This window comes from Dysgonomonas sp. 511, from assembly GCF_010501105.1.
Taxonomy (GTDB): domain Bacteria; phylum Bacteroidota; class Bacteroidia; order Bacteroidales; family Dysgonomonadaceae; genus Dysgonomonas.
In genome coordinates, this window is sequence record NZ_QVMQ01000003.1 from 64,987 (window position 1) to 77,537 (window position 12,551).

A 12,551-nucleotide genomic window follows, 5' to 3' on the forward strand; every position below is an offset into this window, starting at 1 on the left:
TTTATGTAACGCTATTTCAGGACGAGACAAATAGACAAAAACAAGAGGGTGCCAAAACAAGAAGTGAAGCGCACTCTCTTGTTTTTGTCTATTTTGCTATCATCCTGTTTATTCCCAGATCAATTCTCCTACATCAAACATATTCCCTTTAGTAGTATTCGGATGCACGGCAACTATTGTCCGTTGCTGTTGTGGCGTACCAAAGTTCTTATAAACCTCTACCATAATCATAGCCGGACCAGCTATTTTCTGTATATTATCGCCCCAATAATTGGTTTGTATCCTATATGTTCCTGCCACTCCCTTGCGCTGTATAAATTCGCGAGGGCCATATCCGCCGGCAAAGTCTGTCGAAAACTGTCCGCCTGTGGTAGTAGTCATATGGCGGTAGTCGCAGCGTTCGTTGTTCGGGTCGGTCATATGCAGGTCGATATACGAATCGGCCAGGTTCCAGCTAAGTATCACGCGCACATTGGCATCCACAGGCTTAATATATTGTTTGAACCGCTCGTCTACTTTCAGGTTCGGGTAGCGTGCTACAATTCCGTTTATATCAGTAAAGAATATTTCCTGCACGCCGTTGAACAAGCCCGGGATATTAGCTGCATACTTACGGGTGATACCCTCTATCAGCATATCCAGCCCCTCCTGATGCTTGCCTTCGTCTACAAGCGAAAGCCCATAGTCGCGATATGGCTGAGGCTCCATCGGACGCCATGTAAGCACCTTCTTGAACGCATAGCTTGCGGCATGATGTTGTCCCATTGCTTTTAGCTTATATCCCAGTCCCTTGTAAAGTTCGTAGTTCTCCTGATCGAGTTCGGCAATATTAGAAAGTATTCGTAAGGCAAGCACCATCTCGTTCCTGTCGGCAAAGAACTGTGCTACATCGAAGTAGAACTTGGTAGATGTATTATACTCCTTCCTGCATTCGAGATATGCCTTGTAGCTGTCATCGGCATTCTCTATGATGGAGATATATTTCTTTTCGCCGGCAACATGGGGTTTGAAACCGCTGGTAGGAGCATTATTCTCCATTATCTGAGGCTGAACAGTATTCTCTGTTTGTATCTCTTTCGATACGGATTTGTCTGCGTTGGTAACAGCAACACCAGCCACTTTTCCTTCTAAAGCACTACTTAATTGCGAACCGGAAACCGATGCTACACTACCTGTCATTACTTGTTTCTTCTGAATGCCATAGCCCATCACTACCACCTCCTCGAGTACTGCATTATTATCTTCCATTACAAAAGAGGCCTCCGAAACTTCACTATCTGCTACAATTACAGGCGGTGCCGACGATTTTACTTTATTATTGGATATCCTTTCTCTTTCTATAACAGGAGCTTTCCAATTATACCATTTTTCCAGGCGTCCCGGCAAATAGCTTAGATTGAAAGTTGACTGCTCTATATTGGTATTTCTATTAGGCGTCCGGCCTCTCAACCGGTCGTATTCGGCCTGTAGTTCTGCCGGAGGGTCAATATTGTAGCGTATATAGTCGCTTACCAATTCGAGTACCATCAACGATGTATTGCGGGTTACAATGCCATGTCTCCTGCCTAGTTCTTCTATTTCTTTTTTGTTTTTGTCATAATCCAAATCCAGCTCTTCTATCTTTTTAGCTGCCCATATCCTGGCGAGGTTTATCTTGTCGTTCGACTTGCCTTTGACCTCTATCACACGCTCTACAGTTACTTCATTGTTGTACCCGAATTGAAGGGTGATTTGCTGCCCGTAATTGCCTACACATCCTGCAAGCAGCAGATTGTTGGATACAATAGTAGGAATGGACGGATAAAACTCATTTGCATTTTTGGCAAGCAAAGAAACAGTTGAATTTCCATTGCTATCCACCTCTTTTACTCCTAAAAATTTGAAAACCTGGTTGCTCAATATCTCAAGAGCCTGCTTTGTATCCAGTGTATTAAGGTTGATAAACTCGCCTTTACTTTTCAGCGCAATGCTTTTCAATGCCGTAAAGTTGCTTTTGGGTGTAGATGCTATAGTATAGACTACTGTTTTGCCCGTTTTCAGTTCTTCGCCTACAAAGTTGGCAAGTCCATCGCTGAAAAGGATAAATTCGTCAGTCTTATATTTTTTTAGGTTTAATGGTGCATAATTAGTAGCACCATCGTAGGTAGTTTCCTGAAGGCGTTTTTTCAGATCGTCCCAGTTTCCTCCACTTGTACTATAAGTTTTATCCTCCACTATATCGTTGCTGAAAGCTATGAGGCGTACACCCTCGGGGCGCATATTTGTTATATACGAGTCGAGAAGTTCAAGTTCTTTTTCCAGATTGCGGTTTTCGCAACTGAGCGACTGATCCCAAAGGATGGTAATATGCCGTGGGTTGGGCTTCACTCTTTTCTGGCCTTCTATCATTACATTTGCCAGAAAATAATAATTGTTGTTTTCCTTTTGTATGATTACTTCGGGTATCTCCCTGTTTTTAGGGATAACTACATTGATAGGGCTGCCGGGTGTATAGTCTTTAAAAGTCTTGCTCAGGCTATAGGTCTGTTCTGCTTTGTCGAAAGTAAGCTGATTGTTATTTAATACTTTGGGTGGCAATGCGCTTTCTATAACATCTATATTGATGGTAAATTCTTTTAGCATTTCTTTGAAGGCAAGTGGTATATTCATTTTCAGCATGTTGCCTTCCATTGCCAACTCCTCGTTGAACCCGATGGAAACCGTGCGTGTGCTTCTTCCATTTATCGGGTACACGCGTGTACGGAAACTGTTCCCTTCCACCTTTTCCAGTATTCCAGGGTCTACTCTCCTACGTGATATGTCTTCGAAGACGGTGGTTGCTTTTGCTTTTTCTACAGGAACCGCATTACGCATCTTTCCGTTTATGTCGATGGCATAGTTATCTACGGCAATACCTTCGCCCAACGGGAAAGTAAGGTTGCCTTCCATTGTGGTGTACGACTTGTTTTCGAAAGTCATTGTCCACGTCGACGAAGCTACGTTGCCTACTATTTTGACATCTATCCTCAGTTTTTGGAATACTACTGCATTATCGGTGCTGGTTATCGAGGGCATTTGTGCAAACAAAGGGTTTGCGCAAATAAGAACCAGTAAATACATCAGGTACTTTTTCATGGCTATTATTGTTTGTGTGAATAATTTATTAATAAAGAGCAAATAATTATATAAATTCCATAATTCCGGCAGTTTCGCTTTTGCCTTTTACCTTAAGACAACAGTGAATTGTGTTACCCCCAAAAAGGTATGGATTTTTTTTAGAGCCTGCTTCATTGTTACTTTTCGCCATACAATTAACATCCGAACCTTCACAAACCGCATAAAATTAACCCAAATTCACAATATATAGTTAAAAAGTAACATAGGTAACACGTTTTAGCCATTTTTTCAATGTTACTTTTTCTTGTCTTGGCTTCGCCTTAAAAGTCCCCCGTAGGCAGGGCGGTTAAGTTCTGATTTTTTATTACACTGAGAAACATTGAGTATAACAGTGAGGTTCACTGAGATTTTTTCTCTCTCAGTGTTTCTCAGTGGCTTCTTCGTGTATCTCAGTGTCATGTTTTATCCTTTTAAAGTATTATTTCGTTTAGAACTTAACAGTCCTACCCGTGGGGATTGAGGAGGCTCCTTATATAGATAAACTTTTCTGTTGCCGATTGGCATAAACGATAACGATGAAGCCGTCTCTGCTTTTTATTTAACCACGGAGTGAAAAGGAGTTCGCCCCTGTAGTTAAAAGTCAAGAGAAATCCTATGAATAAAATGTACGATTTTTCATTATTCCTCTAAACTATACATCATAAGGTTTGTTTCATATATATTACCAATAACAAAACAATATGAAATTTTTAACATCAGAAAAGCTCACAATAATAGGGGCAGCCGGTATGATCGGCTCTAATATGGCACAATCGGCAATACTTATGGGATTATCTTCCAATATTTGTCTGTACGACCCTTACAGCAAAGGACTGGAAGGTGTTGCCGAAGAATTGCTGCAATGCGGTTTCAACGGCGTAAATATTAGCTATACCGACAATCTCGAAGAAGCATTGAAAGGAAGCAAATATATTGTCAACTCAGGTGGGGCTGCCCGCAAAGAGGGAATGACCAGGGAAGACCTGCTGAAAGGGAATGCCGAAATTGCAATCCAGTTCGGAAAAGACGTAAAACAATATTGCCCCGATGCGAAACATATAGTCGTCATATTCAATCCGGCTGACATTACAGGGCTGTTGGTTCTTCTATATTCAGGTCTAAAACCATCGCAAGTGACTACCCTTGCAGCATTGGATAGCACAAGGCTACGGAACGAATTGTCGAAGCATTTTGGTATTGTTCCCGACAAAGTAGCAAATTGCAGGACGTATGGTGGACATGGCGAGCAAATGGCAGTATTTTCGTCGACAGCAAAGATAGATGGCAAACCGCTGAATGAACTTATTGGTTCGTCTGCCCTTACCCTTGAGCAATGGGAAGCCCTGAAGCAAAGAGTAATACAGGGAGGCAAGACGATTATCGAATTGCGTGGACGTTCTTCGTTTCAAAGTCCCTCATATCTCTCTCTGGAAATGATAAGGGCTGCAATGGGCGGCGAGAATTTCGACTGGCCTGTAGGTACTTATATATCTGATGGTGAATTTAGCCATATCATGATGGCAATGGAAACAACGCTGAATAAAGAGGGTGTCCATTATAAAAATATAGAAGGAACGAAAGAAGAGAATAATGCCTTGAAACAAAGCTACAAACATTTATGCGATTTAAGGGACGAACTAATCAATTCGGGAGTTATCCCGCCAATCAGCGAATGGAAAAAGATTAATAGCAATCTATAAAAAAGACCTGAGCCCTCAGAATATTAATAATCCGAAATAGCTTCGAACAGGTCGAAGCTATTTCGGATTATTGATTAGGTTTGTTGCGATGTTTTTTGCTATTATCTTCAAGCAAAGCATATTCTGGATAATGAGCCTCAAAACTTATAGCAAATTCATTATATAAATAAAAAACATCTGTAATCTCACAAACACATACTCTAAAAAAGCTTAACCCACCTTTTCTATTATTTCCATTCCTTTAAGTATGGCTTGCTCGTTCATCGGCAGCAATTTGTGGTGACGTTCCGGCAGTGATTTCTTCAGCCCCAGCATCACATTTTCCAGTTTTACCATAGGAATCACTTTTAGCAATCCACCCAGTACAATCATATTGAAAGCCTTGTTGTTTTGCATCAAAGTAGCTGTGTCTATTGCTTCTATTTTATATATATTTATATCCTTGCGCGTAGGCGGATGTTGAAACCCGTTAGGGTCGTAGATCAATATACCTCCCGGTTTGACCTGCGATTCGAATTTTTCCAGCGATGGCTGGTTGAGTATAATGGCTACATCGTATTCGTTTACTATGGGCGAACTGATAGGGCTGTCGCTAAGGATAACGGTCACATTGGCCGTCCCTCCGCGTTGTTCAGGCCCGTAAGACGGAAACCACGATACTTCCTTGTTTTCCATCAGTCCCGAATATGCCAGAATTTTACCCATCGACAATACTCCTTGTCCACCAAAACCTGCTATTATTATTTCCTGAGTCATAAATAAGATTTCAAGATTTGTAAATTTCAAAATTTAAAGATAGATGCCTGTAACTCGTAACTGCCCATAGGCCGCAGTAACTTGTAACTATTTATCATTCATTTTTCAAGTCACCCATCGGGTATTCAGGGAACATATTTTCTACCATCCATTCGTTAGCCTGTGCCGGGGTCATTTTCCAGCCCGAACTACAGGTAGAAACAATTTCGACAATCGACGTACCTTTGTTTTGCATCGAGTTTTCAAATGCTTTCTTAATCATCCGTTTCGTTTTCTTCACTGCGGCAGCCGTGTGTACGCTTTGTCGTGTGGCAAGGCATACACCTGGCAACTGCGATAGCAAGTTTGTAATTTTCAACGGATAACCATTTTCGTAAATTTGTCGTCCGTTAGGGGTTGTGGAAGTCTTCATGTTGAGCAATGTGGTTGGCGCCATTTGTCCGCCCGTCATACCATATATGCCATTGTTGATAAATATGATAGCAATATTTTCGCCTCTGTTGGCTGCATGAATTGTTTCTGCTGTACCGATAGCAGCAAGGTCACCATCGCCCTGGTAGGTAAATACCATTCTGTCAGGCAGCAGCCGTTTTACGGCTGTGGCTAAGGCCGGAGCGCGTCCGTGTGCTGCTTCTTGCCAATCTATATCGAGGTAGCTGTATGCGAATACGGCGCAACCCACGGGGGCTATGCCTATAGTTTTTTCTTTGAGTCCCATTTCGTCGATAACTTCGGCTACCAACTTATGCACTACACCATGCGAACATCCGGGGCAATAGTGCATCTCGGTATCGTTCATCAATTCAGGTTTGGCATAAACCAGATTTGCAGGGTCTATTATATTTGTACTCATAATGTTTCCTTTCTTGGTTGTTGATACAAAAGGCTCTTGATCAAAGCCCGAATTTATTTTCCAATGCTTCTACCACCTCGGCAGGTGTAGGCACAATGCCACCCAGACGGCCGAAATGCTCTACCTTTACTTTGCCGTTTACCGCCAGGCGCACGTCTTCTACCATCTGCCCGGCATTCATTTCCACGGTGAGTATTCCTTTTACGTTCGAAGCATATTTCTCTATTTCGTTAGCAGGGAACGGCCATAGCGTGATCGGGCGTATAAGCCCCACCTTTATGCCCTTGGCGCGTGCCAACTCCATCGCTTTCTGGCAGATGCGGGCAGCCGAGCCGAATGCTACCAACAGATAGTCAGCATCTTGGCAATCAACTTCCTGATGCATGATGGCCTCTTCTTCTATCTTTTTATATTTTGCTTGTAAGCGGAGGTTGTTGACCTCCATCTTATATGAGTCTAGTTCGAGCGTGGTGATAACATTGGGCTTGTTTCCTTTTGGTTTGCCTAATGTGGCCCACGGGCATTGTTTCCTGATTTCGTCATCGGTGCGTCGTGGTTTTTGAGGAGGCAATGTCACTTTCTCCATCATTTGCCCGATTACGCCATCGGTGAGTATCATTGCCGGAGTCTGGTATTTAAAGGCGAGATCGAAGCCGAGAGCCACAAAATCGGCCATTTCCTGTACCGAACTTGGGGCAAGGGTTATAAGTTTGTAGTCGCCATGTCCTCCGCCTTTTACTGCCTGGAAGTAATCGGCTTGCGATGGTTGTATTGTACCCAGACCGGGCCCCCCGCGCATTACGTTTACCAATAGGCAGGGCAGTTCGCCTGCTGCTATATAAGATACCCCTTCGAGCATGAGGCTCATGCCGGGGCTCGATGACGATGTCATTACAGCTTTGCCGCAACCGGCTCCGCCATATACCATATTTATAGATGCAGTTTCGCTTTCGGCCTGAAGTACTACCATCCCTGTGGTTTTCCAGGGGGCTTCGTCCATCAGTGTTTCCATTATTTCCGATTGCGGTGTGATAGGGTATCCGAAATACCCGTCGGCGCCGTAGCGGATAGCGGCATGAGCTATGGCTTCATTGCCCTTGAGTAATAGTATTTCTTCTGACATAAGTTTTGTTTAAATTTTCGTTACTGAAACGTTTGTTGCATACAAAATCGCCTTGTGTTTGCTTGCGGTTTTTCCTTAGTCAAACTTTTTCTTATAGACTGTCAGGCAGCCATCGGGGCAAACATAGCCGCAATTGGCACATCCTATACAGGCGTCGGGGTTTTTCATGTATGCATAGTGGTAACCTTTCTGGTTCACAAGTCTGGGTTGTAGTTCGAGTACGTCGCTGGGGCACGATACTACGCAGAGGTTACAACCTTTGCATCGTTCCTCGTTGACAACTACCATTCCTTTGATTTTGGCCATACTGATATTAAATTATTTAGCTCATTGTTTTTAGTTGATCTAAGCCGCTGTTTAAATTTTACACGAATATTTTATTATTCCTTTTTCTTCCTTCATTTATGGTCTGTTTTCGGCTTGTTTTCCCCTTCGCTCAACTCAAGTAGCCCGCTACTATCGCTTCGCGGAAGGAAAAATTATCTCAAAAACAATTCTAAAAATCAGAATGAATAAAATTAAAACAGTTACTAACTGTGCACAAAGTTATATCTAATTGCAGTATATCTTTGTTTTCGGTTCATAAAGATATATAAAAAATAGCACAGTACATGATAAAAAACAGGAATAAAGATCAATAATCGGCCTGTTTTTTTAGTCATTTCCGGCAGATAGAGTATGGAGTAGTTTTTCGAAATCGGCCCTACTGCCATTGAACGCGTTGAGGTCGACGGGCGTATTAATTCCTTTCACCTTGCCTCGGTTGGTATATTGCCAGAAAAGCCAGTTGCGTCCATCGGGAAGGCTCGGAGTCCTTACTATATCCCTTATCCAGATAGGATTATCGGGCAGTTGGTTGATAAGGTAGTCGCGGTAAAACTCGTGAGTGGTATATATGATGACTTTACACTGGTAATGGTTTTCTATGATTTCGAGGAAACGGGTTATTTCGGTTATCAGGTCTTCTTTGCGGTTTTCTTTGCAGTTGCCTCCATATTCGAGGTCGATGATAGGAGGAAGGTTTATACTGTCTTTAGGCACATAGTGTATATAGTTACGTGCTTGCTCGTCGCCGTCTTTGCAAAACGTGAAGAAATGATAGGCGGCAACAAGTATGTTGTTGCGGATAGCTTCGCGCCAATTGTGTTGAAAGAGTGAGTCTTTATGGTTGCCTCCTTCGGTAGCTTTGATAAAAGCGAATTGCACGGCCGCTTTGTCTATATTCGCCCAGTCTATTTGTTGCTGATGATGCGATACGTCTATACCCTGAACCGGATACTCCTCGAAAGAAGGGTAGTTCATGCGTATATGTCCCCTGTTGTATGCATAATACAGTCCGGCTAAAGATAAAGCTACAATAGCCAGAACTGTAATTGTAAGTATAATGTACTTTCTCATAGGAAAGTTAAAGGTAGTAATATTAAATCATTAAAGGAAGATTTCTCACAGAATCTTTTTGAATCTTTCTAAGAAAATATCAGCCTGTTCTTTAGTGAGGCAAAGCGGCGGGAGCAGGCGGAATACATGTGTTCCGGTAGCGCCTGTAAATACCTTTTCTTCGAAAAGAAGCTGCCTGCGTTTGTCTTTGATCGGCTCGTCAAACTCCATGCCTATCATAAGCCCTCTTCCGCGTACTTCCTTTATCTGTGGTATTTTAGATAGTTCGTCCATCAGGTATTTCCCTATATTATTAGCATTCTCTACCAGATTTTCAGTCTTCATTATATCCAGCACGGCAATAGCAGCAGCACATGCCAGATGATTGCCGCCAAAGGTAGTGCCCAGTTGACCGTAAACGGCTTTAAACATCGGGTTGATAAGTACACCCGCCATCGGGAAGCCGTTGCCTATACCTTTGGCTACGGTGATGATGTCGGCTTCGATACCAGCATACTGATGGGCAAAGAATTTTCCGCTGCGCCCGTATCCCGATTGTATTTCATCGAGGATGAGTATAGTGCCTGTTTGGGTACAAACATCGCGCAGTTGTTTCATAAAACTGTCGTCGGGTATCTGTATGCCGGCAACGCCTTGTATGCCTTCGATGATTACTGAGCAGTATTCACCTGTTGCGAGTTCTTTCTTTACGAAATCTATATCGCCGAACGGTGCAAAGGTTATATTCGGGTTCTCATTCACCGGTGCCGAGTATGACGGGATGTCGGTTGTAGCTACTGTAACGGATGTACGCCCGTGGAAGGCTTTCCTGAAGGCCAGCACTTTCTTCCTGCCATTGTGGAACGAAGCCAGTTTAATCGCGTTTTCGTTGGCTTCGGCGCCCGAATTGATAAGGAAGAGATGGTAGTCGGGATAACCGCATTGCTCGCCAAGCTTTTGGGCTACTTCTTGTTGCAGTTTGTTTATTACCGAATTGGAATAGAATCCTATTTTGTTCAACTGGCCGGTAACCTTCTCTACATAGTAGGGGTGGGTATGCCCTACCGAAATAACGGCATGGCCGCCGTAAAGGTCGAGGTATTCGTTGCCTTTGTCGTCGTAAACATAGCAACCGTCTCCTTTTACAATATTGATGTCGAACAGTGGAAATACATCGAATAATTTCATCTTTTATCTTAGTGTTTTATGTTATTTATCAAGTCTATAAGTCCTTCTTTACGGATAATGTACATTCCGAGCCGCACGTCCGAAACTCCTTTTTTCAGTTTGTATGTATACGCCGGATGCCCGTCCTGCTGCTGTATGTCGAAGTACGAAAACTGTATGCTTTCTCCGGTTTTCAGCTCTTCGGCTACTTCTACTATATGGGTGGATATAATGAAAAAGGAAGTCCTGACCCGGGCAAATGCCGATACGATGGCTAGTGTGCCGTCATAAGCGTCTTTTACATTGGTGCCACGAAAAAGCTCGTCGAAAAGCACCATCATATTATTGTTTGTTTCCAGTTTGCGGGCGACATCTTTTATCCTCATCACCTCTGCATAGAAGTGGCTGTAGCCCGAACTGAGGTTGTCGGATATATTGATGGTAGTCGACAATCCCGAAAGCACGCTGATTTTCATACTCTTTGCCGGAACCGGAAAGCCTGCATGTGCCAGATATACTGCTATACCCAATGCTTTGAGGAATGTCGATTTTCCCGCCATATTAGGTCCCGAAATGAAGAGGAGGTTTGCCGAGCGGTCGAAACTGATATCGTTGGCTATGGCATTTTCGACGAAAGGATGGAATATGCTTTCTATTTCGAGACAGTTTTCGCTGCTTGGCACTATCTCAGGGTACGAAAAATTGTACATCTGTGCCGTTTGGGCTATTGCCTGAAAAGCATCGTATTCGTATATCAACTCCAGAAGAAACAATGTGTCGTCTCTATTGGTATTGCGAAACACATGGTCGAGGTCGGTTATATCGTGTGCTTTCAGCTTGTCCTTTTTCAGAATGTCGATATATTCGGGTTGTGAGAATATCTCTTTGAGCTTCTCATTATTCTCTTGCAGGTGCTTCGGCGGTTTCTCATCTTTCAACCTGTCTTGCAGTGACAGGAAAAAAGCATGGATGGTTTTCACCAGCTTGAAGGTGGCTATGACGCCCGTCTCGGTCAGGTAATATTCGTTGTTTTGCGAGAGTTTGCTGAACAGCTTCTTCTCCATCGCTACAAACCGGGAAATGCGCCTCGACGACAAGCTGCTATGACGGATATAATATTCGGCAAAGTCGAGAGAGTCTTTGTCTACTTCCATTCCTGCCGGAAAGTGTGCCTGAAAAAAGGCAATGGATTCTTTGCGTTTGGTTATCTCTTCGATATCTGCCAATGGTGCTGAGAGGAAACTGTATAGCTTTTGCCTGCCGCCAACACATTGGGTGTGGTCGAAAAGGCTGACTACCGATTTTCCCCCTTTAACGGTATCGAAGATTTCGAGATCTTTCTTGGTTTGTTTATCTACTTCAAATTTCATTGCTTCTGTATTATAAGGTTATAAACAATAGAGTACTGCCGGCTATTGTTTCCATAAACCTTATAGCGTTCTTTCTCTTCTTGATACTGGCTGTGGCTAAAAAGCACTGGCTTTCAACATCAATCCTTCTGTTTCGTCTAACCCGAAGATCAGGTTCATATTATGTACAGCTTGCCCCGAAGCCCCTTTTACCAGATTGTCGATACAGGAGAGGATAAGCAGCTTGTTGCCATGTTTTTCCAGATGGATAGCGCATTTGTTAGTGTTTACCACTTGTTTGAGGTCGATATTCTTTTCGGTGACAATTACGAAAGGGCTGCCTTTGTAAAACTCATTGTATAATGTTGCTGCATCTTCCAGTGTGCCATCGTATTTGAGATAAGTGGAGACGAAGATGCCTCGCGTAAAATTGCCTCGTACGGGTATAAAATTGATTTCGGGCAACTCCGTTTGCTGCAATTGCATAAGCGACTCGCTTATCTCCTGCAAATGCTGATGTCCGAATGCTTTGTAAACCGATATATTATTCTCCCTCCAGCTGAAATGAGCAGTTGCCGATGGTTTTACCCCTGCACCTGTCGAGCCTGTTATGGCATTTATATGGATATCCGACTTAAGCAAACCTGCTTTTGCCAAAGGCAGCAATCCCAGTTGAATGGCTGTGGCAAAACATCCGGGGTTAGCAATACGGCTGGCTTTCTTTATCTCGTTCTTATTCAGTTCGGGTAAGCCATATACAAATTCATTCTCTTTGGCTTTGTGGCGGTAGTCAGTCGATAGGTCGATGATTCTCAGATGTCTTGGTACATCGTTGGCTTCCATGAATTTCTTCGTATCGCCGTGAGCCGTACAGAAAAACAGTACGTCTATCTCATTGTATGGCAACTGGTCGGTGAAGCTCATTTCTGTTTCGCCCAATAGTCCACCGTGTACGTCGGTCAGCTTGTTTCCGGCGTTGCTGGTGCTGTTTACGAATATAAGTTCTACTTGCGGATGGTTGAGTAGTATCCTGATCAGTTCGCCGGCTGTGTAGCCTGCTCCGCCTATTATTCCTGCTTTTATCATAATAT

General features: G+C 43.2%; 10 protein-coding genes. 1 reads left to right on the plus strand and 9 read right to left on the minus strand.

Annotation, left to right across the window (positions count from 1 at the left end; all coding sequences use genetic code 11):
* Positions 1–108 precede the first annotated feature (108 nt).
* Positions 109–3,114 carry a VIT domain-containing protein gene (locus D0T57_RS02080; RefSeq protein ID WP_163270390.1) on the minus strand — a complete coding sequence of 1,002 codons (3,006 nt, stop codon included), beginning with the start codon at positions 3,112–3,114 and terminating at the stop codon, positions 109–111.
* Between the two features lie 722 nt (positions 3,115–3,836).
* On the opposite strand from D0T57_RS02080, the gene D0T57_RS02085 reads away from it, so the two are divergent.
* Positions 3,837–4,835, plus strand: coding sequence for a malate dehydrogenase (locus D0T57_RS02085; protein WP_163270392.1), 999 nt, complete (start codon positions 3,837–3,839; stop codon positions 4,833–4,835).
* Positions 4,836–5,045: 210 nt separating this feature from the next.
* Here the strand turns inward: D0T57_RS02085 and D0T57_RS02090 are convergent, their stop codons facing one another.
* From D0T57_RS02090 to argC, 8 genes are all read right to left on the minus strand, one after another.
* The gene (locus D0T57_RS02090; RefSeq protein ID WP_163270394.1) at positions 5,046–5,591 is read right to left on the minus strand and encodes a 2-oxoacid:acceptor oxidoreductase family protein; all 546 of its coding nucleotides are present in this window, start codon (positions 5,589–5,591) and stop codon (positions 5,046–5,048) included.
* Between the two features lie 94 nt (positions 5,592–5,685).
* Positions 5,686–6,444, minus strand: coding sequence for a thiamine pyrophosphate-dependent enzyme (locus tag D0T57_RS02095; protein WP_163270397.1), 759 nt, complete (start codon positions 6,442–6,444; stop codon positions 5,686–5,688).
* Positions 6,445–6,484: 40 nt separating this feature from the next.
* Positions 6,485–7,567, minus strand: coding sequence for a 3-methyl-2-oxobutanoate dehydrogenase subunit VorB (locus D0T57_RS02100; protein ID WP_163270398.1), 1,083 nt, complete (start codon positions 7,565–7,567; stop codon positions 6,485–6,487).
* Positions 7,568–7,642: 75 nt separating this feature from the next.
* Positions 7,643–7,873 carry a ferredoxin family protein gene (locus D0T57_RS02105; RefSeq protein WP_163270400.1) on the minus strand — a complete coding sequence of 77 codons (231 nt, stop codon included), beginning with the start codon at positions 7,871–7,873 and terminating at the stop codon, positions 7,643–7,645.
* Positions 7,874–8,221: 348 nt separating this feature from the next.
* Positions 8,222–8,965: a GH25 family lysozyme gene (locus tag D0T57_RS02110; RefSeq protein WP_163270402.1), complete on the minus strand. Its 744-nt coding sequence runs from the start codon at positions 8,963–8,965 to the stop codon at positions 8,222–8,224.
* A gap of 45 nt (positions 8,966–9,010) precedes the next feature.
* A complete protein-coding gene (locus D0T57_RS02115; protein WP_163270404.1) occupies positions 9,011–10,132 on the minus strand; it encodes an aspartate aminotransferase family protein in 1,122 nt (373 codons plus the stop codon).
* Positions 10,133–10,140: 8 nt separating this feature from the next.
* A complete protein-coding gene (locus D0T57_RS02120) occupies positions 10,141–11,481 on the minus strand; it encodes a hypothetical protein (RefSeq protein ID WP_163270406.1) in 1,341 nt (446 codons plus the stop codon).
* A gap of 96 nt (positions 11,482–11,577) precedes the next feature.
* Positions 11,578–12,546 (minus strand): N-acetyl-gamma-glutamyl-phosphate reductase, encoded by a 969-nt coding sequence (argC, locus tag D0T57_RS02125; protein WP_163270408.1) that lies wholly within the window; start codon positions 12,544–12,546, stop codon positions 11,578–11,580.
* Positions 12,547–12,551 lie beyond the last annotated feature (5 nt).

Excerpts from the sequence above, each read along its gene's own strand:
- D0T57_RS02115 (WP_163270404.1), bottom strand. The coding sequence starts at position 10,132 with ATGAAATTATTCGATGTATTTCCACTGTTCGACATCAATATTGTAAAA.
- D0T57_RS02100 (WP_163270398.1), bottom strand. The coding sequence starts at position 7,567 with ATGTCAGAAGAAATACTATTACTCAAGGGCAATGAAGCCATAGCTCAT.
- D0T57_RS02110 (WP_163270402.1), bottom strand. The coding sequence starts at position 8,965 with ATGAGAAAGTACATTATACTTACAATTACAGTTCTGGCTATTGTAGCT.
- D0T57_RS02085 (WP_163270392.1), top strand. The coding sequence starts at position 3,837 with ATGAAATTTTTAACATCAGAAAAGCTCACAATAATAGGGGCAGCCGGT.
- D0T57_RS02080 (WP_163270390.1), bottom strand. The coding sequence starts at position 3,114 with ATGAAAAAGTACCTGATGTATTTACTGGTTCTTATTTGCGCAAACCCT.
- D0T57_RS02090 (WP_163270394.1), bottom strand. The coding sequence starts at position 5,591 with ATGACTCAGGAAATAATAATAGCAGGTTTTGGTGGACAAGGAGTATTG.
- D0T57_RS02120 (WP_163270406.1), bottom strand. The coding sequence starts at position 11,481 with ATGAAATTTGAAGTAGATAAACAAACCAAGAAAGATCTCGAAATCTTC.
- argC (WP_163270408.1), bottom strand. The coding sequence starts at position 12,546 with ATGATAAAAGCAGGAATAATAGGCGGAGCAGGCTACACAGCCGGCGAA.
- D0T57_RS02105 (WP_163270400.1), bottom strand. The coding sequence starts at position 7,873 with ATGGCCAAAATCAAAGGAATGGTAGTTGTCAACGAGGAACGATGCAAA.
- D0T57_RS02095 (WP_163270397.1), bottom strand. The coding sequence starts at position 6,444 with ATGAGTACAAATATAATAGACCCTGCAAATCTGGTTTATGCCAAACCT.